Source organism: Micromonospora sp. WMMD987 (assembly GCF_029581435.1).
GTDB lineage: Bacteria > Actinomycetota > Actinomycetes > Mycobacteriales > Micromonosporaceae > Micromonospora > Micromonospora rifamycinica.
This window is the reverse complement of the sequence record NZ_CP120861.1, coordinates 5,005,026-5,030,293: the sequence shown is the minus strand read 5'-3', so window position 1 is coordinate 5,030,293 and position 25,268 is coordinate 5,005,026. Positions and strand designations below refer to the sequence as shown.

The 25,268-nt window shown below is 73.0% G+C and carries 18 protein-coding genes; 13 read left to right on the top strand and 5 right to left on the bottom strand.

Features of this window, described 5'->3' with window-relative positions:
• The first annotated feature begins 96 nt into the window (after positions 1-96).
• From O7612_RS21115 to O7612_RS21105, 3 genes are all read left to right on the top strand, one after another.
• Entirely contained in the window at positions 97-612 is a 516-nt protein-coding gene (locus O7612_RS21115) for a MarR family transcriptional regulator (protein WP_282273984.1), read from the top strand.
• A 1-nt stretch (position 613) separates the two neighbouring features.
• Positions 614-2,263, top strand: a complete 1,650-nt coding sequence (locus O7612_RS21110) for a CocE/NonD family hydrolase (protein ID WP_282266813.1) — start codon at positions 614-616, stop codon at positions 2,261-2,263.
• Positions 2,264-2,457: 194 nt separating this feature from the next.
• Positions 2,458-3,315: a hypothetical protein gene (locus O7612_RS21105; protein ID WP_282266811.1), complete on the top strand. Its 858-nt coding sequence runs from the start codon at positions 2,458-2,460 to the stop codon at positions 3,313-3,315.
• 422 nt (positions 3,316-3,737) lie between these two features.
• Here the strand turns inward: O7612_RS21105 and O7612_RS21100 are convergent, their stop codons facing one another.
• Positions 3,738-3,941 carry a cold-shock protein gene (locus O7612_RS21100; RefSeq protein WP_067314937.1) on the bottom strand — a complete coding sequence of 68 codons (204 nt, stop codon included), beginning with the start codon at positions 3,939-3,941 and terminating at the stop codon, positions 3,738-3,740.
• A gap of 181 nt (positions 3,942-4,122) precedes the next feature.
• Here O7612_RS21100 and O7612_RS21095 point away from each other — a divergent pair, with 181 nt between their 5' ends.
• Complete coding sequence (locus O7612_RS21095; RefSeq protein WP_282266809.1) at positions 4,123-4,806, top strand: 50S ribosomal protein L11 methyltransferase; 684 nt, start codon at positions 4,123-4,125, stop codon at positions 4,804-4,806.
• Between the two features lie 85 nt (positions 4,807-4,891).
• Here the strand turns inward: O7612_RS21095 and O7612_RS21090 are convergent, their stop codons facing one another.
• The gene (locus tag O7612_RS21090; protein WP_282266807.1) at positions 4,892-5,545 is read right to left on the bottom strand and encodes an MBL fold metallo-hydrolase; all 654 of its coding nucleotides are present in this window, start codon (positions 5,543-5,545) and stop codon (positions 4,892-4,894) included.
• A 6-nt stretch (positions 5,546-5,551) separates the two neighbouring features.
• Positions 5,552-6,271, bottom strand: coding sequence for a maleylpyruvate isomerase family mycothiol-dependent enzyme (locus O7612_RS21085; RefSeq protein ID WP_282266805.1), 720 nt, complete (start codon positions 6,269-6,271; stop codon positions 5,552-5,554).
• A gap of 179 nt (positions 6,272-6,450) precedes the next feature.
• On the opposite strand from O7612_RS21085, the gene rsgA reads away from it, so the two are divergent.
• The 3 genes from rsgA (at position 6,451) to O7612_RS21070 (ending at position 11,432) form a co-directional block, all read left to right on the top strand.
• Entirely contained in the window at positions 6,451-7,530 is a 1,080-nt protein-coding gene (gene rsgA / locus O7612_RS21080; RefSeq protein ID WP_282266804.1) for a ribosome small subunit-dependent GTPase A, read from the top strand.
• 303 nt (positions 7,531-7,833) lie between these two features.
• Complete coding sequence (gene uvrA / locus O7612_RS21075; protein ID WP_282266802.1) at positions 7,834-10,779, top strand: excinuclease ABC subunit UvrA; 2,946 nt, start codon at positions 7,834-7,836, stop codon at positions 10,777-10,779.
• Between the two features lie 185 nt (positions 10,780-10,964).
• Positions 10,965-11,432: a Rieske (2Fe-2S) protein gene (locus O7612_RS21070; protein WP_282266800.1), complete on the top strand. Its 468-nt coding sequence runs from the start codon at positions 10,965-10,967 to the stop codon at positions 11,430-11,432.
• Positions 11,433-11,487: 55 nt separating this feature from the next.
• Here O7612_RS21070 and O7612_RS21065 read toward each other — a convergent pair whose 3' ends face one another.
• Positions 11,488-14,730, bottom strand: a complete 3,243-nt coding sequence (locus O7612_RS21065; protein WP_282266798.1) for a penicillin acylase family protein — start codon at positions 14,728-14,730, stop codon at positions 11,488-11,490.
• A 180-nt stretch (positions 14,731-14,910) separates the two neighbouring features.
• Here O7612_RS21065 and O7612_RS21060 point away from each other — a divergent pair, with 180 nt between their 5' ends.
• Together O7612_RS21060 and uvrC are read left to right on the top strand one after the other, a co-directional pair.
• On the top strand, positions 14,911-16,257 hold the full coding sequence (locus O7612_RS21060) for a jacalin-like lectin (RefSeq protein WP_282266797.1): 1,347 nt from the start codon (positions 14,911-14,913) through the stop codon (positions 16,255-16,257).
• 10 nt (positions 16,258-16,267) lie between these two features.
• On the top strand, positions 16,268-18,214 hold the full coding sequence (gene uvrC / locus O7612_RS21055) for an excinuclease ABC subunit UvrC (protein WP_282266796.1): 1,947 nt from the start codon (positions 16,268-16,270) through the stop codon (positions 18,212-18,214).
• A gap of 514 nt (positions 18,215-18,728) precedes the next feature.
• On the opposite strand, the gene recQ is transcribed toward uvrC, so the two are convergent.
• Positions 18,729-20,573 (bottom strand): DNA helicase RecQ, encoded by a 1,845-nt coding sequence (recQ, locus tag O7612_RS21050; RefSeq protein WP_282266794.1) that lies wholly within the window; start codon positions 20,571-20,573, stop codon positions 18,729-18,731.
• Between the two features lie 273 nt (positions 20,574-20,846).
• Here recQ and O7612_RS21045 point away from each other — a divergent pair, with 273 nt between their 5' ends.
• The 4 genes from O7612_RS21045 to whiA all read left to right on the top strand — a co-directional run bounded on the left by O7612_RS21045 (position 20,847) and on the right by whiA (position 25,071).
• Positions 20,847-21,332 (top strand): hypothetical protein, encoded by a 486-nt coding sequence (locus O7612_RS21045; RefSeq protein WP_282266792.1) that lies wholly within the window; start codon positions 20,847-20,849, stop codon positions 21,330-21,332.
• A gap of 833 nt (positions 21,333-22,165) precedes the next feature.
• Positions 22,166-23,077: an RNase adapter RapZ gene (gene rapZ, locus O7612_RS21040; RefSeq protein WP_067304394.1), complete on the top strand. Its 912-nt coding sequence runs from the start codon at positions 22,166-22,168 to the stop codon at positions 23,075-23,077.
• Positions 23,074-24,036, top strand: coding sequence for a uridine diphosphate-N-acetylglucosamine-binding protein YvcK (yvcK, locus tag O7612_RS21035; protein ID WP_282266788.1), 963 nt, complete (start codon positions 23,074-23,076; stop codon positions 24,034-24,036). Before rapZ ends, yvcK begins: the two co-directional genes overlap by 4 nt.
• A 54-nt stretch (positions 24,037-24,090) precedes the next feature.
• Positions 24,091-25,071: a DNA-binding protein WhiA gene (whiA, locus tag O7612_RS21030; RefSeq protein ID WP_067304387.1), complete on the top strand. Its 981-nt coding sequence runs from the start codon at positions 24,091-24,093 to the stop codon at positions 25,069-25,071.
• Positions 25,072-25,268 lie beyond the last annotated feature (197 nt).

Below are 25,268 nucleotides of genomic sequence, written 5' to 3'. Positions count from 1 at the left end.
CGTCGAGTATCTTGATGGGCGAGATTATCCGGAGCTGCTCTATGCTGCAACCGGGCGCATCGACAGGGGGCAGCGGCGGGAGTGGCAGCGCACGAGATGTACCGACGGCGGGACGATCCGCGCGGACGGATGGTGGCCGACATCACCAACGACCTGCGGCGTTACTCGGCCGACGCACAACACATCGGGCACGCGTTCGCCAACCTGCACGGGCTCAACCCGACCGACCTACAGGCGCTGATCGCCGTGATGGAGGCCGAACTGCTCGGCGAGCCGATCACCCCCGGCCGGCTCGGCGAACAGCTCAACCTCTCCTCCGGGTCGGTGACCGCGCTGATCGACCGGCTGGAACGTGCCGGGCACATCCGTCGCGACCGGGACACCGCCGACCGGCGCAAGGTGTTCCTGCACTACGCCGACCAGGGGGCTGCCCTGGCGATGAGCTTCTTCGGCCCGCTCGGGCGGCGTACCGACGAGGTGATGGCCCGGTTCACCGACGACGAACTGGCCGTCGTGCACCGGTTCCTGGCCACCATGGTCGCCTCGATGCGGGAGCACCGTGACGTCGTGCGGGCCGCCCGCCCCGAGCCGTCCCGCCGCGCGGCGGACTGACGTGCTGGCCCGACTCGCCGCCGCCGCGCTGCGGCTGCCGGCCGCACCCACCCACCGGGTCGACGTCACCCGGGGCATCGTGGTCCGGGTGCGCGACGGGTCGCGGCTGCGCACCGACCACTACGCTCCCCGGCTGCCCGGAGCGCCGACCGTGCTGATCCGCACCCCGTACGGCCGGGGTGGGCCGATGCGGCTGCTCGGCCGACTGGTCGCCGGGCGCGGCTTCCACCTGGTCATCCAGTCCTGCCGGGGCACCGACGGCTCCGACGGGCTGTTCGATCCGCTGGTGCACGAGCGCGACGACGGCCTGGACACCGTCGACTGGCTGCGCCGGCAACCCTGGTACACCGGCCGGTTCGGCATGTTCGGGGCCAGCTACCAGGGCTTCGTCCAGTGGGCGCTGGCCGCCGACGCGGGGGAGGAACTGGCCGCGATGGTCGCGGTGGTCACCGCCTCGGGCACCCGCGACTCGACGTACGCGGGGGAGTCCTTCGCCCTGGACACCGTGCTGACCTGGGCCGAGCTGCTCCAGGCGCAGACCGTGCCGTGGCTGGCCCGGCAGTGGGAACTCAAGCGCGGGCAGCCCCGGCTGGCCGCCGCCCTGGCCCACCTGCCGCTGGCCGAGGCCGACCGGGTGGCGACCGGGGTGACCGTGCCCTTCTTCCAGGAGTGGCTGCGCCACCACACCCCGGACGCCGACTACTGGCGGACCCGGGTCTTCGGCGCGCGGATCGCCGAGGTGCGCGCCCCGGTGACGATGGTCAGCGGCTGGCAGGACATCTTCCTCCCCGCCCAGCTCGCCGACCACGCCGCGCTGCGGGCGGCGGGCGTGCCCACCCGGCTCACCGTCGGCCCGTGGACACACGGCAGCCCCGGGCTGCTGGCGGAGGCGCTGCGGGAGGGGCTGGGCTGGCTCGACGCCCATCTGCACGGTCGACCGGCGTCACCGCGCGCCCCGGTGCGGGTGCACGTCGGCGGGGAGGGTGGCGGCTGGCGCGACCTGCCCGACTGGCCGCCGCCGGCAACCGGGACCTCCTGGCACCTGCACGCCGGGGGCCGGCTCGCTCCGCAGCCGCCGGCACCGTCGACCCCGGACACCATCCGGTACGACCCGGCCGACCCGACCCCGTCGCTGGGCGGCCCGCTGCTGGTCGCCCAGCGCGCCGGCCCGGTCGACAACCGTCCCGTCGAGGCCCGGCCGGACGTGCTCGTCTACACCAGCGCGGTGCTGACTGCCCCGGTGGAGGTGCTCGGTCCGGTCCACGCCGAGATCCACGTCCGCAGCGACCTGGCGTACCTGGACGTCTTCGTGCGGCTCTGCGACGTGGACCGGCGCGGCCGGTCCTGGAACGTCTGCGACGGTCTGGTCCGGGTCGCTCCCGGCCGGTTCCCGGTCGACCCGGACGGGGTGACCCGGGTGCCGGTGGCGCTGTGGCCGGCGGCGCACCGCTTCGCCCCCGGCCACCGGCTGCGGGTGCAGGTCTCCGGCGGTGCCCACCCCCGGTACGCGCGTAACCCCGGCACCGGCGAACCGCTCGGTGCGGCGGTCACGCTCCGCGCTGGGCTTCGGCAGATCCTGCATGATCCATCGCATTCGTCCCGGCTGGTGCTGCCCGTGGTCCCCGCTACCTCCCCGCTTGGACCTATCTGAAGACAAGCCTCCTGAGCTGGGGTTTTTTAGGTAGTTGTGGATATCGTTCCGGGCAACGCTCGATGACGTGCACCAGTGGCCGGCTCCGCTCTCCCGGCGGGCGCTGCCTACGTGGAGTGACGACGATTCCCCGGCCCTGGCCTGATGCCGAAGCAGCCGGCACCCCCGGTCCCGGCTGCGGAAAGGGGGACGTCATGACGACGGCTCCGGCCAATCTGCTGGCGGTCCGCCGACTCCTGCTCGACACCATCCGAGGTCTCGACCCCGCCGCCGTGGGGATCGTCGGGGATCCGGCCCACCGGGGCGGCTACCACACCGGCTCGGACCGGGTGGTCCCCAACGACTACTCCGTGGTCGAGTCGCCCCGGGACTCCGCCGGCCTCACCCTGCACGCCTCAGCGCTGGACGTCGGCACGTTCAGCGTCCGGTCCGGGGGTGCCACCCACAATCTCCAGTCGTTCTCCACCTGGTGCGTCGCCCAGTGCCGGGCGAACACGGCGGACAGCCGTGACCTTCGGGAGATCATCTACAGCCCGGACGGCAAGGTCGTGCGGCGCTGGGACCGGCTCGGCAAGCGCAGCTCCGGCGACGACTCGCACCTGTGGCACACCCACTTCAGCTTCTTCCGCGACTGCACCAAGGCCGGACGGGACCAGACCCCGCTGTTCCGGCGCTACCTGACCGGCATCGGACTCCTGGAGGACACCGACATGACACCCGAAGAGCACGCCTGGCTGGAGACCGTCCACAAGAACCTGACCGTCCTGGACGGCCGCAACCCGGTGGGGCAGATCTACACCCGGATGGCGATGGGGGAGGACCACACCAACCCCGACTTCGTCGTCCCGCACCCGAGTCTGAAGTCGCTGGGCGCCCAGTTGGCCTCGGTGCAGACCGCGCTGACCGCACTGGCCAACAAGGACTTCACCGACGAGTCGGCCATCGTCACCGGGGTGCTGGCCGGGCTGACCCCGGAGAAGATCGCCGCCGCCATCCCGCCCACCATCGCCCGACAGGTCGCCGACGAACTGGCCAAGCGCCTGGTCGCGTGAGGGTAGGACCCCGTGGCACCCCTTCCGGGCCGCCTCCTGCGGAAGGGGTGCCACGGTCGACCGCTGCCGGGCCGGGTGTCCGGCGCGGCGGGTACGGGGGGACGTCCGGCGCGGTGGAATGCCGGGCGGGGTGGCAGGACCGCCGTGCCCGGCGGGACCACACCCGTGGCGGCGGCGACGGCGGTGACGTCAGCTCGGCCTGGCCCGCGGGTGGTGGACGCCGGAGGCGTCGCGGGGCGGGTGGTGGACGCCGGAGGCGTCGCAGGGGCGGGTGGTAGCCGCCGGAGATGTCGCGGGGCGGCCGGTGGCCGCCGGAGATGTCGCGGGGCGGCCGGTGGCCGCCGGAGGTGTCGCGGGGCGGCCGGTGGCCGCCGGAAAGCGCTCGGTGGCGGCGGCCCCGGGCCGCCGCCACCGGCACGGACCTACAGCGGGCGGACGTTCTCCGCCTGCGGACCCTTCTGCCCCTGGGTCACATCGAACTCGACCTTCTGGGCCTCCTGCAGTTCCCGGTAGCCGCTGGTGGCGATCGCCGAGTAGTGAACGAAGACGTCGGGGCCTCCGCCGTCCTGCTCGATGAAGCCGAAGCCCTTTTCCGAGTTGAACCACTTGACCGTGCCGGTTGCCATGCATCTCTCCCTGTTTACAACGGGTGATCCCGCCGCTACGGCGGACGATCGCCCTGTACTGCCCCGACAGTAACCGGCCGATCCGATTTTTGCCTGCTGAAGTGCCGCAAGATTCAGCGGAAACTCGCGGCGGACGGCGAAACGCCCTCCGCCGGATAGCCGGCTCCGGCACACTCGACCGGTGACCGGACCGAGCGCCGCCGCGTTGACCGCCCTGGAACGGGAGATCGACGCGCCGGGCGACGGGTTGGACCGGCTCCGGCTGGTGTCCACACCGTTCGTGCCCGAGGTGCGGCTGCATCTCGCCGAGGACGCCATCGTCTGGTGGGCCCGGATGGAGGCCGCCGCCGGTCGTCCCCTGCCGCCGCCGTTCTGGGCCTCGGCCTGGGCCGGTGGCCAGGCGCTCGCCCGTCACCTGCTGGACCACCCCGACCTGGCCGCCGGTCGTCGGGTGCTCGACCTGGCCGCCGGCTCCGGACTGGTCGCCATCGCCGCCGCGCTGGCCGGCGCCGCCCAGGTCGTCGCCAACGACGTGGACCCGTACGCGGTGGCGGCGGTGACCGTCAACGCGCGGGCCAACCGGGTACGGGTGCTCGCCCACCAGGGGGACCTGCTCGACGACGCCGGAGGGCAGTTCGACCTGCTGGTCGCCGGGGACGTGCTCTACGACCGGGAACTGGCCGGGCGGGTGCTGCCGTACCTGCGGCGGGCCGCCGAGGGCGGGGCGCAGGTGCTGGTCGGCGATCCGGACCGGGGGCACCTGCCGGTGGAGGCGCTGGAGCCGGTGGCCAGTTATCCGGTGCCGACCACCGAGCCGTCGGTCGACTCACCGGTCCGCCGGGTGCAGGTGCTGCGACCCCGCTGAACGCGTGTCAGCCCGACCGTCGGTGCGCCCATGGCCGCCGGCGTCGGTCCGGCGTCGGGTGGCCCGGCCGGTCGACGCCGCGCGGTCACCAGCCGCGGACCCGCCACTGCGGCAACGAGGCCCGCTCCGCGCCGAGGGTGCTGTCCGCGCCGTGCCCCGGATAGAACCAGGTCTCGTCGGGCAGCCGGCCGAACAGCTTGTGCTCCACGTCGTCGATGAGCTGGCCGAACCGCTCCGGATCCCGGTCGGTGTTGCCCACCCCGCCGGGAAAGAGCGAATCCCCGGTGAACAGGTGCGGCGTGCCGGCCGGGTCGCGGTAGAGCAGCGCGATCGAGCCGGGGGTGTGCCCCTTGACGTGGATCACCTCCAGTTCCTGCCCGCCCACCGCCACGGTGTCGCCGTCGGTCAGGGTCTGCGCCGGGATCGGCAGGCCGTCGGCGTCGTCGGCGTGCACCAGGGCGCGCGCCCCGGTCGTGGCGACGACCTCCTCCAGCGCCACCCAGTGGTCCATGTGCCGGTGGGTGGTGACCACCGAGGTGAGGCGGGCGTCACCGGCCAGGTCGAGCAGCCGGCCCGCCTCGTTCGCAGCGTCGATCAGCACCTGCTCGCCGGTGTCGCGGCAGCGCAACAGGTAGGCGTTGTTGTCCATCGGGCCGACCGACAGCTTGGTGACGGTGAGTCGGTCCAGCTCCCGGACGGCGGGCGGGCCGCCGGGGGTGACGTCTCCGGTGTAGCTCATGAGGGTCTATATCCATTCCGGTGGGGTCGGCAGCGGACCGTCCGGGGTGACGGTCAACTCGTCGCCGCTGCTGCGGCCGATCAACCAGGCGGCCAGGCCGGCGGCGGTCCCGGTGACCCGCGGGGCGTCGGTAGGGTCGCCCACCACCAGCTCCGGCCGGTTGCCGTCGGTGGGCCGTAGCACCAGCGCCGGCGCGTCCGGCCGGTCGGCGAGCCCACCGGCCACCTCGTGCAGCAGGTGCTGGGCGACCACGGGCGGCCAGTCCGCCGGCCGGTAGCCGGTGGCCAGGTCGACGTGGTGCACCTCCACCTCGCGCAGCCGGGCCCAGACCACCAGGGCGGCCTGCCAGGGGCCGTGCCGGGTCCGCACGGTGGCGCTCCACGCCTCGACCGGCATGGCCGCCACCGCCGCGGCGAGCCGCTCGGCGCTGCGCCGCAGGTCGGCCAGCTGCTCGGCGGGGGGCCGACCGGCACCGGCGGCGATGTCGGCGTTGCGGGCCTCGACGCTGGCGTACATCGGGATGTCCTCGCCGGTGCGCGCGGCGGTGAGCAGGTTGACGAACCCGTCGGCGTTGCGGGCCAGGTGGGTCAGCACGTGGCCACGGGACCAGCCGGGCAGCAGGCAGGGGGCCGCGACGGCGGTCGCGTCGAGGCCGGCGGCGGTGTCCAGCAGACGGGCGGTCGCGGTGTCCACCTCACCGCTCAACAGCAGTGGATCCGTTGTCACGCACCGACCCTAACGGTCCGGGCCGGGTCGCGCCGAGCGGGGAATTCGCTTTCGGCACGTCGGTGCGGGGCCTACCGTCGGTCCCGACGCGGTGACAGGACGACGGACGGGGGTGGTGACCATGCCGGTCGCAGTACGGGTGTTGCGCCACGACCAGCTCCGACCCTGATGAGGATGACATGACCATCGATCTGACCGCGCTCGGCCTGGACGCGGAGCGGGCGGCGTACGCGCGACGGCGTCCGGACCGGCGGCCCGGCCGGGTGGCCCGGGTCGACCGGGGGGTGTGCACCGTGCTCGGCGCGGACGGCCCGGTCCGGGCCAGCCTGGGGCCGGCGGTGCTGGCCGCCGCGGCCCGGGACCTGACCGCCCTGCCGTGCGCCGGCGACTGGGTGCTGCTGGCCAGGTGGCCGGACGGCCCGGTGACCGTCGACGCGGTGCTGCCCCGGCGGACCGCCCTGGTCCGCCGGACGGCCGGCAAGGACGCCAGCGGGCAGGTGCTCGCCGCCAACCTCGACACCGCCGCGGTGGTCGAGCCGGTGCACCCGGAGCCGGACGCCGCCCGGATCGAGCGGCTGCTCTCCCTGGCCCACGAGTCGGGCGCCCGGCCGCTGGTGGTGCTCACCAAGGTCGACCTGGCCGCCGACCCGCCGGCGGTGGCCCGGCAGCTCGCCGCGGTGGCGCCCGGGGTGCCGGTGCTGCCGGTCAGCGCCGAGCGGGGCACCGGCCTGGAGCCGCTGCGTCCACTGGTCGCGCCGGGTCTGACGCTGGCCCTGCTCGGTCCCTCCGGGGCGGGCAAGTCGAGCCTGGTCAACGCCCTGGTGGGCGCGGACGTGATGGCGACCCAGGCGATCCGGCGTTCCGACGGCAAGGGCCGGCACACCACCACCTGGCGGGCGCTGGTCCCGGTGCCCGGCGGCGGTGCGGTGCTGGACACCCCCGGGGTCCGGGCGGTGGGCCTGCTGGACGGGCACGCCGGGCTGGACCGGGCGTTCCTGGACATCGCCGAGCTGGCGGCGGGCTGCCGGTACGCCGACTGCGGGCACACCGCCGAGCCGGCCTGCGCGGTGCGCGAGGCGCTGGAGAGCGGGGAACTGCCGGCCCGGCGCTGGGAGAGCTGGCGTCGCCTCCAGCGGGAGGTGGCGTTCGAGAGTGGTCGCCGGCAGAGCAGGCTGGCCGCCGAGCGGCGGGGTGGGTGGCGGGGTGGCCGGCGACGGCCCTCCCGCCCGGTGACGCCACCGCGGCCGGGCGGATTCTGACCGGTCCCGGTCCCGCCCCCGGTACCGATCCGGCTCGGGGCGGGTCGGCACCCGGGGCTGGCGGGGGCGGGTCGGGTCAAGCGGTGCCGATCGGGTCGGGCGGGCGGTGCCGATCGGGTCGGGCGGGCGGTGGGCGGTGGGGTGACCGACCGGGGCGAGCGGGCGGAACATGCGGGCGAGAGAAGTTGTCGTACCCCGGGGCTAGAGTTGCCCAGGCGTTCCTTCTGCGCCCGCAAAACCGCTCAGATTTCCCTCGGAGCGGACAGATCCGCCTCATATTTCTCTTCCGGGAGCATCCGCACCGTGGCCGACCGTCTGATCATCCGTGGCGCGCGCGAGCACAACCTGCGTGACGTCAGTCTCGACCTGCCCCGGGACGCGCTCATCGTCTTCACCGGGCTCTCCGGCTCCGGCAAGTCGAGCCTGGCCTTCGACACCATCTTCGCCGAGGGGCAGCGCCGTTACGTGGAGTCGCTGTCGTCGTACGCGCGGCAGTTCCTCGGCCAGATGGACAAGCCGGACGTCGACTTCATCGAGGGGTTGAGCCCGGCCGTCTCCATCGACCAGAAGTCGACCTCGCGCAACCCGCGTTCCACCGTCGGCACCATCACCGAGGTCTACGACTACCTGCGGCTGCTCTTCGCCCGGATCGGCGAACCGCACTGCCCGGTCTGCGGCGAGCGGATCTCCCGGCAGAGCCCGCAGCAGATCGTCGACCGGGTCCTGGCGATGGCCGAGGGGACCAGGTTCATGGTGCTCGCCCCGGTGGTCCGGGGCCGCAAGGGCGAGTACGTCGACCTCTTCGCCGAACTCCAGGCCAAGGGCTACGCCCGCGCCCGGGTCGACGGGGTGGTGCATCCGTTGACCGAGCCGCCGAAGCTCAAGAAGCAGGAGAAGCACACCATCGAGGTGGTGATCGACCGGCTCAGCGTCAAGCCCGGCGCCAAGCAGCGGCTGACCGACTCGGTGGAGGCCGCGCTCGGTCTCTCCGACGGCCTGGTGCTGCTCGACTTCGTCGACCTGCCCGAGGACGACCCGGCCCGGGAGCGCCGCTACTCCGAGCACCTGGCCTGCCCGAACGACCACCCGTTGGCGATCGAGGACCTGGAACCCCGGGTCTTCTCGTTCAACGCGCCCTACGGTGCCTGCCCGGAGTGCACCGGCCTGGGCACCAAGAAGGAGGTCGACCCGGAGCTGGTCGTCCCCGACCCCGAGCGCACCCTGCGCGAGGGCGCGTTGCAGCCCTGGTCCACCGGGCACAACCTGGAGTACTTCCTGCGGCTGCTGGAGGCGCTGGGCGAGAGCCAGCACTTCGACGTCGACACCCCCTGGCGGGCGCTGCCGTCGCGGGCGCAGAAGACGATCCTGCACGGCTCCGACGACCAGGTGCATGTGCGTTACCGCAACAAGTTCGGCCGGGAACGGTCCTACTACACCGGCTTCGAGGGTGTGGTGCAGTGGATCGAGCGCCGGCACACCGACACCGAGAGCGAGTGGTCGCGGGACAAGTACGAGGGCTACATGCGCGACGTGCCCTGCGCGGCCTGCGGCGGCACCCGGCTCAAGCCGGAGGTGCTGGCGGTCACCATCGCCGGCAAGAGCATCGCCGAGGTCTGCAACCTGTCGGTCGGCGAGGCGGCCGACCTGCTCGCCGGCATCGCGCTGACCGACCGGCAGAAGATGATCGCCGAGCGGGTGCTCAAGGAGATCAACGCCCGGTTGCGGTTCCTGCTCGATGTCGGCCTGGACTACCTCTCCCTGGACCGGGCGGCCGGCACCCTGTCCGGTGGCGAGGCGCAGCGTATCCGGCTGGCCACCCAGATCGGGTCCGGCCTGGTCGGCGTGCTCTACGTGCTCGACGAGCCGTCCATCGGCCTGCACCAGCGGGACAACCACCGGCTGATCGAGACCCTGCTGCGGCTGCGCGGCCTGGGCAACACGCTGATCGTGGTCGAGCACGACGAGGACACCATCCGGGTCGCCGACTGGATCGTCGACATCGGCCCCGGCGCGGGCGAGCACGGCGGCCGGATCGTGCACAGCGGCTCGGTGCCGGCGCTGCTGGACAATCCCGATTCGGTGACCGGGGCGTACCTGTCGGGTCGGCGGGAGATCCCTACGCCGAAGCGACGTCGGCCGCAGACGCCGGAGCGGGAGCTGGTGGTGCACGGGGCGCGCGAGCACAACCTGCGCAACCTGACCGTGCCGTTCCCGCTCGGCCAGCTCATCGCGGTCACCGGCGTCTCCGGCTCGGGCAAGTCGACGCTGGTCAACGACATCCTGTACGCGGTGCTGGCCAACCAGATCAACGGTGCCCGGCTGGTGCCCGGCCGGCACACCCGGGTCTCCGGGCTGGAGTACGTCGACAAGGTGGTCGGTGTCGACCAGTCGCCGATCGGCCGGACTCCGCGTTCCAACCCGGCCACCTACACCGGGGTCTGGGACCACGTCCGCAAGCTGTTCGCCGAGACCACCGAGGCCAAGGTCCGGGGGTACGGGCCGGGCCGGTTCTCGTTCAACGTCAAGGGTGGCCGCTGCGAGGCGTGTTCCGGCGACGGCACCATCAAGATCGAGATGAACTTCCTACCGGACGTCTACGTCCCGTGCGAGGTGTGCAAGGGCGCCCGGTACAACCGGGAGACCCTGGAGGTGCACTACAAGGGCAAGACCGTCTCCGACGTGCTGGAGATGCCGATCGAGGAGGCGACCGAGTTCTTCTCCGCCATCCCGGCGATCCACCGGCACCTGCGGACGCTCAACGACGTGGGTCTGGGCTACGTACGGCTGGGCCAGTCCGCGCCGACGCTCTCCGGCGGTGAGGCGCAGCGGGTCAAGCTGGCCGCCGAGTTGCAGAAGCGGTCCACCGGCCGGACGGTCTACGTGCTCGACGAGCCCACCACCGGCCTGCACTTCGAGGACATCCGCAAGCTGCTGATGGTGCTGGAGGGCCTGGTTGACAAGGGCAACACGGTGATCACCATCGAGCACAACCTCGACGTGATCAAGACGGCCGACTGGCTGATCGACATGGGTCCGGAGGGCGGTCACCGGGGCGGTACCGTGCTGGCCACCGGCACCCCGGAGGAGGTCGCCGAGGTCGCCGAGAGCCACACCGGCCAGTTCCTGCGGTCGGTGCTCAAGCTCGACGGGGAGGCCCGGGGCGCCAAGGCGGCGTCGACCCGGGCGGCCAGGGCCAACGGCACGCCACCGAAGGCGCGTACCCGCAAGGTGCCGGCCGGGGCGCGCTGAGTCGACGGCGGCCCGGCCCCGGGGATCGGATTGCCGGTCCCCGGGCCGTGCAGCCGTCCGCTATCGTCAGCCGTCCGACGGGTGCCGGCGGGCGGGGGTGAACCGCCGGGACACCGGTGCGTGTGCTCAGGTGCGGCCGCGAGGGCCGACGATTTTCATAACGGCAGTGGAGAGAAGGGCCGGAGATGAACGACGATCAGGCGCTGACCGGGGTCGGGAAGCAGACCCGACGCGCCCTGCTGGCCGGGGCGGGTGCGGTGGGGGCGTCGGTGCTCCTGACCGCCTGCGGCGACGATTCCGGTGACGAACCGACCAGCACGGCCAGCAGCGGTGCGCCGGCCGCGAGCAACGCCGGTGGTGGGCCGGGCACGGTCGTCGCCAAGACCGCGGACATCCCGGTCGGTGGCGGCCAGGTCTACGCCGCGCAGGGAGTGGTGATCACCCAGCCGACGGCGGGGCAGTTCAAGGCGTTCGACCCGATCTGCACCCACCAGGGCTGCCCGGTGTCGAACGTCGACGGCGGGACGATCAACTGCACCTGCCACAACAGCACGTTCGCCATCACCGACGGCGCGGCGAAGAGCGGCCCGGCGACCACCCCGCTGGCCGCCAAGCAGATCAAGGTCGAGGGCGACCAGATCGTGCTGGCCTGACCGGTGCCGGCCGGCGCGGCGGGGGTGACCCGCCGCGCCGACCGCACCGTCGGGCTCAGTGCGCGTACACCGCCATCTCCCAGAGGGAATAGCCGTACGAGGTGGCCCGGGTCACCCCGTGCATCCGGACGTACCGGGCGGTCGTGGTGGGGAAGGCCGCCACGTCGGTGCCGCCGTCGCCGGCCGTGGTCGACCAGACCGTCCGCCACGTCGACCCGTCGTTCGACACCTCGATCCGGTACGACCGGGCGTACGCCGACTCCCAGGCCAGGGTCACCCGGCCCACCTGACGGGCCGACCCGAGGTCGACGGTGAGCCACTGGTCGTCCGCCCAGCTGCTCGCCCAGCGGGTGCCCAGGTCGGAGTCGACGGCCTTGGCCGCCCCGAAGAACAGCTCGCTGCCGGACGCGCTGACCGGCCGACCGGCGGCCAGGTTGGTCAGGTCGTCGCCCCGCCGGGACGGGAACGAGACCACCTGCTGGAAGGTGGGCCGGTTCTGCCAGGCGATGGTGGCGTGCTTGATCCCGCCCAGCGGCGACTGGATGATCGCGTCCGCGCACCACTGGTCACCGGCGGCACAGCTCGCGTCGCCGGGGTACACCTGCGCCGCCGGGGTGGCGGCCGCCGTGCGCAACGTGTCCAGCAGCACCTGCCGGCAACCGGCCAGGTTCCCGGCCCCGCAGTAGCCCCGGCCCAACCCGCCGCGCACCGGGTCGCCGAGCACCGCGCGCAGGTCCTTGTCGACGTAGCCCCACCAGCCGTACTGGAAGGACGAGCCCTTGTGCGCCTGGGCCTCGTTGGCCGAGGTCGGCAGGTTGGACCTGTCGCCCTGCTGGTGCCCGGAGGGGGATTCGTTGATCTGGATCGCGTTGATCAGCGACTGGTAGAGGTCCGGGCCGAGCTGGTCGCGGAACATCCCCCGGACCAGCAGCGGCCACCAGGCGTCGAAGGTGCGGATCGCGTCGGCGTGCCGGTAGACCTTCGACCCCTTCGCCGTCTCCACCCGCAGCGCGCCGTCCTGCCGCCACGCCCTGAGCCGGCTGATCTCGGTGGCCAGCGTGGCGTCGGTGACGGGCTGGCTCTCCAGCACCCGGATCAGCTCGTCGAGCACCTCGGCCCCGCGCAGGTCGGTCACGCCAGCCTGCTCGACCAGCGCGGTCAGCGAGCCCCGGTCGAACTTCCGGCCAGCCGCCAGGCCCGCCTTGAGCGGGCGGTCCAGCAGGTCGGCCCGGTGCACCGCGCCGAAGCTGTAGTTGCCGTCCGCGCCGCCGAAGTCCTTGGCCTGCTTGTTGTTCCAGCTGACGTAGTAGTCCTGGTCGACCGACCGGGGGTGGGCGGCCAGCGGGGCGTAGCTGGCGGTGTTCGTCGCCGGGTCGAAGCCCTGCCACTCGTAGGCGGGCTCGGCCTTCATCGGCAGGTTCGGGTTTGACCCGGCGGCCCGCACCGGGTTCAGCCCGGAGTTGAAGTACGCCGACTCGGTGGAGTTGACGTAGAACCAGTTGAAGGCGTACTCGACGTTGTTGGCCGAGGCGACGAAGGCGTCGGCCGAGCCCATCTGCTCCGGATCGTTGAACATCTGGAAGCCGATCGCCGAGTCGGCCTCGTGCCGGTAGGTGGAGCGGAGCTGGGTGAACGCGTGCGGTCTGCCGCCCACCGTGCCCCGCCAGGCGACCAGGCCGAGCTTCGTCCGCCAGGCCACCAGCTTGTACGACCCCTTGGCGGTGCCGTCGGCGAGGGTCGGCGTCCACTTGTTGACGTGGGCGAGCTGCTCCATCGCCAGGCACTGTCCCCGGTAGAGGTAGTGGTCGGCGGCCAGGGTCGGGGTGCTGCCGTCGGTGGTGCACAGCGGCACCGCGTAGCTGTCGGTGATGTCGTGGATCGACGAGGTGGCGCTCCACGCGTAGTCCTGGCCCCGGCCGAGCAGCACGTAGAGGTTGAGACCGGCGAACGCGGCCCCCCGGGCGCTGATCCCCGGGCCCTGCAACTCCTGCACCATCAGCAGTTGCGGGGAGAAGTAGCCGGTCTGCGGGCCGAAGACCGCGACCGGGTGCCCGGTGGCGGAGTTCTCGGCCGAGACCACCGCCGCGTTGGACATCCCCCGGTGTGCCGGGCTGATGGTCAGCCCGGACAGCGCGGCGGCCAGCTCACCGGACGCGCTGGTGCCGGTGGTACGGGCCGGGGCGGCGGTGCTGCCGGCGGAGCCGGTCGGGTCGGTGAAGATCGGCTCGACCCGGGCCGAGCCGGCGTCGGGCAGCACCACGCTCGCCGCGTCCGGGGAGGCGTCGCCGTACGGGAAGCTCTGCCCGTCGTGCAGGGTCAGCACGGTCTCCGGGTCGTTCTGGTTGCGGAACGCCGTCCACACCTTGTCGCCCTCGGTGGTGCCGTACTTCGCGCGGGCGGCGATGCGGACCAGCGCGGACTGCATCTCGGTGCCACCCCCGCCGCCGAACAGCCCGCCCACCACGCCGGCGATGGCGATCAGGTCGGTGAGCTGGAACGGCTCCGGGCCACCGGCGTTGGTGACCGCGTCCAGGCGGCCGGTGAGCACGTACTCGCCGGGGCAGTTGCGGGCGCCCATGCAGACGCCGATGTAGGCGTTGATGCCGGCGATGTACTCCTGCACGTCGGCGTAGAGCTGCTGGCCGCGCGGACCCTTGGTGCGCAGCGCCTCGACCTGGGCCTGGAGGTCCGCCTCGGTGTACGGCGAGTTGCGCCAGACGCTCTGCTCCAGCGCCCGGTTGCCGGGGGCGCCGCCGGCGAACGAGGTGAGGGTGCCCCGGCCGACGTGCCGCAGCAGGTCCATGGTGAACAGCCGGTCCTCGGCCCCGGCGTACCCCGCGCCGTACATGGTGCCGCCCCGGGTGGTGCCGGTGACGTGCGGGACGCCGGTCGCCCGGTCCCGCAGGATGCGGACGTCGGCGCGGGGCGAGTAGTCGCGTTCGACCTGCCCCTGCGGGACGCCGAAGGAGGCGTCGTTGAAGAACGAGCCGATCTGTTCCTCGCGCAGCCCGGCGTAGCCGTAGACCAGGTCGGCGTAGCGGCCGAGCTGGTCGGCGGAGTGCCGGGGCAGGGTGCCGAGGGTCTGGTTGCCGAGCACCTCGACCAGGGTGGCGTTGCCGTTCTGGCCGGGCGGCAGGATGTCGCCGCACTCGCCGAGGCAGTAGTCCTCGGGGGCGAACGCGGTGCGCGGCGCGGCGGCCTCGGCCGGGGTGGTGGGCGTCGCGGTGAGCAGGGCGGCGACGCTGATGCCGGCGGTCAGACCGGCGAGCAGACGGCGGACGGTGGGGGGACGGGGCATGGTGATCCTCCGATGAGGATGGGGATCTTTATATGAATAACATTCGGTTACCGGATGGTAATCTCCGTTGGTCGATATCGGAAGACGTCCATCGCGCGGCTGCCGGATCTTCGCCGGGTGCTACCGAGCCGGTCGGTGCGCGTGGATAGCCTTCGATCCCCCGCTCAGATTGGATCGTCGATGAAGGTCGTCCGTCTGCTCGCGTCCGCGACGCTGCTCGCGGTCGCGCTCACCCCGTCCGGGCCGGCCGCCGCGTCGGCCGCCCCCGCCCCCGCCGGGACCGTTGCCGCCCCCACCTCGGGCGCCTTCTCCGTGCTCACCTACAACGTCGCCGGCCTGCCGGACATCATCTCCGGCGGCGACCCGGCGACCAACACCCGGCCGATCGGCGAACGGCTCGGCGGGTACGACATCGTGCACGTCCAGGAGGACTTCAACTACCACGCCGACCTGTACGCCACCGACCGGCACCCGTACCGGACCCCGACCAGCGGGGGCGTGCCGTTCGGCAGCGGCCTCAACACGCTGTCGAACTACCCGTACAGCGACTTCGCCCGGGTGAAGTGGAACTCCTGCAACGGCACCGACTGCCTCACCCCGAAGGGCTTCACCGCCAGCCGCATCCGGCTGGCCGAGGGCGTCTACGTCGATTTCTACAACGCCCACCCCAACGCCGGCAGCACCGACGCCGACCTGGCCGCCCGGCGCTCCAACATCAGCCAGCTCTCCGCGTACGTCACCGCCAACTCGGCCGGCAACGCGGTGGTGCTGATGGGTGACCTGAACGTCCGCTACACCCGTACCGGCGACAACATCCGTGACCTGGTGGCGGCCAACGGCCTCACCGACGTCTGGGTGCAGCAGGAACGGGCCGGCCAGCCGCCGGCCGCCGGCGACCCGGCGCTGGTCTGCGACGAGGCCAACGTGACGGACGCCTGCGAGGTGGTCGACAAGATCCTCTACCGGGGCAACCGGCTGGTCCGGCTCAACCTGGACCGCTACCACAACGAGCACGCCCGGTTCCTCACCCCGACCGGCGGTCCGCTGTCCGACCACTACCCGCACGCCGCCTGGTTCGACTGGACCCTCGCCCCCGACCTGCGGGCCAGCGACACTTGGGGCGGCCCGCACGGCACGCCGTTCACCGACGCCGACCGGGTCGGCCCGGCGGTCACCCGGGTCACCCTGCGCGGCGGCTCCCGCCTCGACGCCGTCGGGGTGGACCTCGCCGACGGCGGCCAACTGCGCCACGGCGGCACCGGCGGGACGGAGAGCAGCCTCACCCTGGCTCCCGGCGAACGGATCACCCAGGTCACCCTCACCCAGGGCCAGAAGGACGGCCGGACCCGGATCTTCTCGGCCCGGCTCACCACCGACCAGGGCCGCAGCCTGACCGCCGGTACGCCCACCGCGGCGGCGGTCACCCTCACCGCGCCCGAGGGCGGTCGGCTGGCCGGATTCTTCGGCCGCAGCGGTAGCGAGGTCGACCAGCTCGGCGTGATCTGGAGTGTCAGCGGTAACGGTTAGTCTCGGTGCCGTGGCTGATCCCTCGACCTACCGCCCCGCGTCCGGCACGATCCCCGAGTCCCCCGGGGTCTACCGGTTCCGAGACGGCACCGGGCGGGTGATCTACGTCGGCAAGGCCAAGAACCTGCGCGCCCGACTCAACTCCTACTTCGGCGATCTGCTGGGTCTGCACGAGCGGACCCGGCAGATGGTCACCACCGCCGAGTCGGTCGACTGGATGACCGTCGCCACCGAGGTCGACGCCCTCCAGCAGGAGTTCACCTGGATCAAGCAGTACGACCCCCGGTTCAACGTCCGGTACCGCGACGACAAGTCGTACCCGTACCTCGCGGTCACCCTCGACGAGGAATACCCGCGGCTGCAGGTCATGCGGGGCGCGAAGCGTAAGGGCGTGCGGTACTTCGGACCGTACTCGCACGCCTGGGCGATCCGCGAGACGCTCGACCTGCTGCTGCGGGTCTTCCCCGCCCGCACCTGTTCCGCCGGGGTGTTCAAGCGGGCCGGGCAGGTCGGCCGACCCTGCCTGCTCGGCTACATCGGCAAGTGCTCCGCACCCTGCGTGGGCACCGTCTCCGCCGACGCGCACCGGGCGATCGTCGACAACTTCTGCGAGTTCATGGCCGGCCGCACCGACACCATGGTGCGTCGGCTCGAACGCGAGATGACCGAGGCCAGCGAGCAGTTGGAGTTCGAGCGGGCGGCCCGGCTCCGCGACGACGTGGCCGCCCTGCGGCGGGCCATGGAGAAGCAGACGGTGGTGCTCGGCGACGGCACCGACGCCGACGTGGTCGCCTTCGCCGACGACCCCCTCGAAGCCGCCGTGCAGGTCTTCCACGTCCGCGACGGCCGGGTACGCGGCCAGCGCGGCTGGGTGGTGGAGAAGACCGAGGAGCTGACCACCGGCGACCTGGTGCACCACTTCTGCACCCAGGTCTACGGCGGTGAGCAGGGCGAGGCGGACGTCCCCCGGGAGCTGCTGGTGCCCGAGCTGCCGGGCGACGCCGAGGCGCTCGCCGACTGGCTCAGCGCCCGCCGGGGCAGCCGGGTGTCGCTGCGGGTGCCCCAGCGCGGCGACAAGAAGACCCTGCTGGAGACGGTGGGGCGTAACGCGAAGGACGCGCTGGCCCGGCACAAGCTCAAGCGGGCCGGCGACCTCACCACCCGGGGCAAGGCGCTCGACGAGATCAGCGAGGCGCTCGGCATGCGCACCTCGCCGCTGCGCATCGAGTGCTTCGACGTCTCCCAGATCCAGGGCACCGACGTGGTGGCCAGCATGGTCGTCTTCGAGGACGGGCTGCCCCGCAAGAGCGAGTACCGCCGGTTCATCGTCCGGGGCGCCACCGACGACCTGTCGGCGATGTCCGAGGTGCTGCGTCGCCGCTTCGCCCGCTACCTCGACGCCCGCGCCGAGACCGGCGAGCTGGGCGAGGAGACCGCCGCCGACCCGGACCGCCCTGGCATCGACCCCACCACCGGTCGGCCGCGCAGGTTCGCGTACCCACCGCAGCTGGTGGTGGTCGACGGCGGGGCCCCGCAGGTGGCGGCGGCCGCCCAGGCGCTGGCCGAGCTGGGCATCGACGACGTGGCGCTGTGCGGGCTGGCCAAGCGGCTGGAGGAGGTCTGGCTCCCCGACGACGAGTACCCGGTCATCCTGCCGCGCACCTCCGAAGGGCTCTACCTGCTGCAACGGGTCCGCGACGAGGCGCACCGGTTCGCCATCACCTTCCACCGGCAGCGCCGCTCCAAGCGGATGACCGAATCGGCCCTGGACGCCGTCCCCGGGCTGGGCGAGGTGCGCCGCAAGGCGCTGCTGCAACACTTCGGCTCGCTCAAGCGGCTTTCCGCGGCCACCGTGGAGGAGATCGTCGAGGTGCCCGGGGTGGGCCGCCGTACCGCCGAGGCGATCCTCGCCGCCCTCGACGGCGACACCGCCCCCGCCCCGGCCCCTGCTGACTGACCCTCCGCCCTGCCTGGCTTCTGCCCTGCCTGGCTTCTGTTCGGCCTGGCTGCTGCCCTGCCGGGCTTCTGTTCGGCCTGGCTTCTGTTCGGCCTGGATTGGCCCGGCCCGCTGAGTGAAGCAACGAGCATGGGGCGCGACGGTGGCCTGACCACACTCAGGCGGCGTCGGGTTCGAGATCCCGGAGCCGCCATGATCCTCTACGTCTGGGCGGCACGATTCCCGGCGCGTCGAGTCGCTCAGACGTAGAGGATCATCGTGCCGAGGTGAGACGTAGGGCCGGCGAGGCGGGGCTGGGCGGGGCGAGGCGGGACTGGGCGGGGCGGGACTAGGCGGGGCGAGGCGGGACTGGGCAGGGCGGGGCTGGGCGACGCGAGGCGGGGCGACGCGAGGCGGGACTGGGCGGGGCGAGGCGGGGCGGGGCTGGGCGAGGCGGGGCTGGGCGACGCGAGGCGGGGCGGGGCGAGGCGGGGCTTGGGCTGGGCGGGAAGCGGGGTCGCAGGGTGGGGTTTGGTCAGGGCTGGTCGGCGAGGACGGCGAGGATGGACTCGCCGTACTTGGCCAGCTTGTTCTCACCGACACCGCTGATCCTCGACAGCTCGGCCAGCGAGGCGGGGGCGTCGGTGGCGATCTGCCGCAACGTCGCGTCGTGGAAGATCACGTACGCCGGCACGCCCTGTTCCTTGGCGGTGGTCCCCCGCCACGCCCGCAACCGCTCGAACAGCGACCCGGCCGCCGGGGACAGCTCGGCGACCACGGTGGCCGCGCCGCGTGGCTTCGCCGACCGGGTCGGGGCGACCTTCTCCGGCTCCCGGCGCATGGTCACCGTGCGGCGGCGGGCCAGCACCTCCGTGCTGGCCTCGGTGAGCGCCAGCGTGCCGTAGTCGCCCTCGACCGCCAACAGCCCCTCGGCGAGCAGCTGGCGGACCACCCCGCGCCACTCCGCCTCGCGCAGCTCGGTGCCGATGCCGAAGGTGCTCAACGCGTCGTGGCCGTACTGGCTGATCTTGTCGTTCTGCTTGCCGAGCAGGATGTCGACGCAGTGCCCGGCGCCGAAGCGCTGGTTGCGTTCCCGGTCGAGCCGGTAGACGGTGGAGAGCAGCTTCTGCGCGGCCACCGTGCCGTCCCAGGTCTCCGGCGGGGTCAGGCAGGTGTCGCAGTTGCCACAGTCGGTGGTGCCGGACTGGCCGAAGTACTCGAGCAGCTGCACCCGGCGGCAGCGGACCGTCTCGCAGAGCGCCAGCATGGCGTCCAGGTGGGTGGCGAGGTTACGCCGGTGGGCCAGGTCGCCGTCCGACGTCTCGATCATCTTGCGTTGCTGCACCACGTCCTGGAGGCCGTAGGCGAGCCAGGCGGTCGACGGCAGCCCGTCCCGGCCGGCCCGGCCGGTCTCCTGGTAGTAGCCCTCCACCGACTTGGGCAGGTCGAGGTGGGCCACGAACCGGACGTCCGGCTTGTCGATGCCCATCCCGAAGGCGATCGTGGCCACCATGACCAGGCCGTCCTCGCGCAGGAACCGCTGCTGGTTGGCGGCGCGGGTGCCCGCGTCCAGGCCGGCGTGGTACGGCAGCGCGGCGATCCCGTTGACGACCAGGAACTCGGCCGTCTTGTCCACCGAGGCCCGGGACAGGCAGTAGACGATACCGGCGTCGCCCGGGTGCTCGTCGCGCAGCAGGGTCAGCAACTGCTTGCGCGGCTCCTTCTTGGGCACGATCCGGTACTGGATGTTGGGCCGGTCGAAGCTCGCCACGAAGTGCTTCGCCCCGGTGAGCTGGAGCCGGGTGGCGATCTCGGCCCGGGTGGCGCTGGTGGCGGTCGCGGTCAACGCGATCCGGGGCACCGCCGGCCACCGCTCGTGCAGCATCGACAGGGCGAGGTAGTCGGGGCGGAAGTCGTGCCCCCACTGGGACACGCAGTGCGCCTCGTCGATGGCGAACAGACCGATCCGGCCCCGGTCGAGCAACTGCTGCACGCCCCGGGTGCCCAACGCTTCGGGGGCCAGGTAGAGCAGATCCAGCTCACCGGCGACGAACGCCTGCTCGACAGCGCGCCGGGCGGCGTAGTCCTGGGTGGAGTTGAGGAAGCCGGCGCGGACGCCGACCGCCGTCAGCGCGTCGACCTGATCCTGCATGAGGGCGATCAGCGGGGAGACCACCACCGCGACGCCGTCGCGGACCAGGGCGGGGACCTGGTAGCACAGCGACTTGCCACCACCGGTGGGCATCAGCACCAGGGCGTCCCCGCCGGCCACCACGTGGTCGATGACCTCCTGCTGGAAGCCCCGGAAGGCGTCGTAGCCGAAGACCCGGCGGAGCACGTCGAGGGCGTCGGAGGCGCGCAGCTCGGTGAGGGAGGCCATCCGGGGAGTCTACGGGCCCGCCCCGACAACGCCCTCCACGACGCCCCCTGCTGCCGGTCCGCTCTGCCCCGGCCTCCGCTGCTGTGGTGCCCCGCCGCTGTTCTGTCCCTGCCGCCGGTCGAGCTTCCCGCATTCGTGGCGCTCGTCCGGCCGCCCTCACCCGGGGCTGTCGCGTCGCCCGTCGTGGGCCGCGCGGTCCGGCGGCTGACGTGGTGGGGACGGCGCACCGCCCCTGACGTTACCGGGATCGATCCGGTGCGGTTGGATGTCCCGATGGCGGTGAGCATCGACATCGAGGCGCTCCGGGAGGCGGCCGGAGCCGACGTCTGCGTAGCGGCGGACAGGCTGACGGTCGCCGGCGAGCCGGCGGAGGTCCACCCGCTCGGCGGCGGGGCGTGCGGGCTGGTCCGCGAGGTGGGACAACCCCCGTACGAGGTCTGGGTGGGGGTCACCGCGGACGGCTTCACCGTCGAGTGTGACTGCGCCGCCGGTGCCGACCTGTGTCCGCACGCGGTGGCCCTCACCGCCGCCGCCCTGGCCGACGGCTTCCCGTGGTCCTCGGCGGCCACCCCGCCGTCGTGGGCGGAGGTCGATCCCCGGATCGCCGAGCTGGCCGACCTGGCGCGTGCGCTGCCGGCCCGCAGGCTGGCGGCGCTGGTCGCCGAGTGGGCGGCCACGGATCCGGCGTGGGAGAGCAGGCTGCGGGCACAGGCCAGCCAGGCCGCCCCCCACACCACCGCCGACATGGACGGCAGCTAGAACGACCGTGCCGCCACCGGGCGTACCGGTTGCCTCCTCGTGGCCGGACGGTGACGCTTCTCCGTCGTGCCGTCGTGCCGTCGTGCCGTCGCTACCGGCTGCCATCCTCGGTGTCGTCGGGCGGTGGCACCCGTCCGGGCAGCTCCCGCTGTCTCGACCGCCTCGTCGTGCCGGCTTTGTGCCGTGCCGGCTTTGTGTCGTGCCGGCCTTGGGTCGTGCCGGCTTTGTGTCGTGCCGGCCTTGTGCCGTGCCGGCCGCCTCGTCGTGCCGGGCCCGTGCCGGCCGCCGTCATCGGCGTCGGGCGGGGACCATCTCCCCATGGAGTCGTATGCCTGTGCGTCATGAATATGACAGGTAGGCATACCACTCAGTGTCGAACGATGCTCTGGATGCTGTTCGGATTCCTGGCGCGGCCCGCCCCCGTAGACCTGCGGCGATCGGGGGAGTCGGGTGGCGAGCGCCGGTCCCGGTCCCGTCGCCGGACCCGGTCCCGTGGGCGGGCGGTCGGTGCCGTCCGTCAGCACCCGACCCCCGTCGCGGGGCGCGGACCCGTCGGCGCCCGGTGCGGTCCGCCGGGCACCGGTCCCGTGCCTGGCACGTTCCGTCGGCGGGTGCCCGATGCCGTCGCCGGGCATCCGGTCCGACGTGGGGCATCCGGTCCGTCGCGGGGCACGGTCCCGTCGTCCGGCAGGACCCGCCTGCCGGAACACGCCGCCGGGCGACCCGCCACCGGCCGTGCGGGGATCGACGCCGCCCGCCGGGATAGAGTCGTCGACTGACCATACGCGGCCGGTCCACCGGGGCGCGGCGCGACGTACTCGGGGGTAACAGCGGTGAGCGAGGCGCGGACAGCCGGCGGGTACGTCGAGGGCGGCACGGCGGAGTCGGACACCACGCTGGTGGTGGTGACCGGCCTGTCCGGCGGTGGCCGCAGCACGGTGGCCCGCGCGCTGGAGAACGTCGGCTACTACGTGGTGGACAACCTGCCGCAGGCGCTGATGCTGGACATGGCCGAGCTGGCGATGAAGGCCGGCGGCGCGGCCCGGCGTACCGCGATGGTGCTGGACGTGCGGTCGCGGGCCTTCTCCACCGACCTGGCCGGGGCGATCCGGGAGCTGAAGGACCGCGGCTTCTCGCCCCGGGTGGTCTTCGTCGACGCCGACGACGAGGTGCTGATCAGGCGGTTCGAGAGTGTCCGCCGGTCGCATCCGTTGCAGGGCGAGGGGCGACTGGCCGACGGTATCGCCGTCGAGCGCGCCCTGCTGGAGGAGGCGCGGGACCAGGCCGATGTGATCATCGACACCAGCCACCTCAACGTCAACCAGCTCCGCCGCCGGGTCGAGGAGCTGTTCGGCGGCGAGGATGCCCGGCGGCTGCGGCTCACCGTGCTCTCCTTCGGCTTCAAGTACGGCCTGCCGCCGGACGCCGATTTCGTGCTCGACGCCCGGTTCCTGCCGAATCCGTACTGGGTGCCGGAGCTGCGGGAGCACACCGGCCGGGAGCCGGCGGTCAGCGCGTACGTGCTGGGGCAGGAGGGCGCGGACACCTTCGTCGCCTCGTACGCCGATCTGGTCAACGCCACCACCGCCGGGTTCGAGCGGGAGGGCAAGCGCTACCTGACGGTGGCCGTCGGCTGCACCGGCGGCAAGCACCGCAGCGTGGCGATCGCCGAGGAGTTGGCCGAGCGGCTGCGCCAGTCGGGGCTGGCCGCCAACGCGCAGCACCGGGACCTGGGGCGGGAATGACGGCCACGTCGGTGGTCGCCTTCGGCGGCGGGCACGGCCTGTCCGCCTCGCTGCGGGCACTGCGGCACTGCGCCGGGGAACTGGACCTGGACATCACCGCCGTGGTCACCGTCGGCGACGACGGCGGTTCCAGCGGCCGGCTGCGGGCCGAACGCGGCGGCCTGCCCCCGGGTGACCTGCGGCAGGCGCTGGTCGCGCTGGCCGGCGACCATCCGGCGACCCGGCGCAGCGCCGGGCTGTTCCAGCACCGGTTCAGCGGCGGACCCCGGGACGGGCTGGCCGGGCACGCGGTGGGCAACCTGGTGCTCTGCGGCCTGATGGAGCAGCTCGGCGATCCGGTCGCCGCGCTGGCGCACGCCGGGGCGATGCTCGGCGCGGTCGGCCGGGTGCTGCCGATGTCCGCCCAGCCGGTGGACATCGAGGCGCAGGTACGCGGGGTCGACCCGGCCCACCCCGACGAGCTGCGCACCGTGCGTGGTCAGCACCAGGTGGCGGTGACCACCGGCACGGTGGAGGCGCTGCGGCTCACCCCGGACACCCCGGTGGCCTGCCCGGAGGCGGTGGCCGCCGTCGACGGGGCGGACTGGCTGATCTTCGGGCCGGGCAGCTGGTACACCAGCGTGCTGCCGCACCTGCTGGTGCCGGGGCTGGCCGAGGCGATCGTGACCAGCCCGGCCCGTCGGCTGGTCACCCTCAACCTGGCCGCCGAGCAGGAGACCCTGGGTCTCTCGGTGGCCGACCATCTGGCCGCACTGCGGTGGTACCTTCCGCAACTCACCGTGGACTACGTGGTGGCCGACTCCAAGGCGGTGGGTGACCCGGAACCCGTCGGGCGTGCGGCAGAATCGCTGGGTGCCCGGTTGGTCCTCGCCCCGGTCGCCGTCGACGACGGTACGCCCCGTCACGATCCGGCCGCCCTGGCTGCCGCACTGGTGCCTGTCCTGGGCGCCGATCGTTAAGCACGTACGTAATCACCGGCGACACGCCGGTACCGGTCCGTGAGGGGGCGCACAATGGCGATGACGGCTGCGGTCAAGGACGAGCTGAGCCGGGTCGACGTGCCCAAGCCCTGCTGCCGGCGGGCGGAGATGGCCGCCCTGCTGCGCTTCGCCGGTGGGCTGCACATCGTCTCCGGTCGGGTGGTGGTGGAGGCGGAACTGGATACCGGGGCGGTGGCCCGCCGGCTGCGCCGGGAGATCGCCGAGGTGTACGGCTACCCCAGCGAGATCCACGTGCTCGCCTCGGGCGGGCTGCGCAAGGGCAGCCACTTCATCGTCCGGGTGGTCAAGGACGGTGAGGCGTTGGCCCGGCAGACCGGCCTGCTCGACGTCCGGGGCCGACCGGTGCGCGGCCTGCCGCCGCACGTGGTCGCGGCGAACGTCTGCTGCGCGGTGTCGGCCTGGCGGGGCGCGTTCATGGCGCACGGCTCGCTGACCGAACCGGGCCGCTCCAGCGCGCTGGAGATCACCTGCCCCGGCCCCGAGTCGGCGTTGGCCCTGGTCGGCGCGGCCCGTCGGATCGGCATCACCGCCAAGAACCGGGAGGTGCGCGGGGTGGACCGGGTGGTGGTCAAGGACGGTGACGCGATCGCCGCGCTGCTCACCCGGATCGGCGCGCACTCCAGCGTGCTGGCCTGGGAGGAGCGTCGGGTACGGCGCGAGGTGCGGGCCACCGCCAACCGGCTGGCGAACTTCGACGACGCCAACCTGCGTCGCTCGGCGCGGGCCGCGGTGGCCGCCGCCGCCCGGGTCACCCGGGCGCTGGAGATCCTCGCCGACGACGCCCCGAACCACCTCACCTCGGCCGGTCAGCTGCGGCTGGAGCACCGGCAGGCGTCGCTGGAGGAGTTGGGCGCGTTGGCCGACCCGCCGTTGACCAAGGACGCGATCGCCGGTCGGATCCGCCGGCTGCTGGCGCTCGCCGACAAACGCGCCCGTGACCTGGGCATCCCGGATACCGAAGCGGCCGTCACGCCGGACATGCTCGTGGTCTGATAGGACGGTGGGTCGCCATCCCGCGGGCGCGTGCGGGGCACGGGCCGGCGGGGGAGACGTGCCACGGGTCGGGTGGGTGGGGCGTGCCGTGCCGTCGACCCGACGGGGTCACCACCCGCCGCATGATGGTGGGGCACGCTCGGATAGGGTCGTGAAGTACGGCAAGGGGGCCGGCACAGGCACTCCTCGCCGTGCAC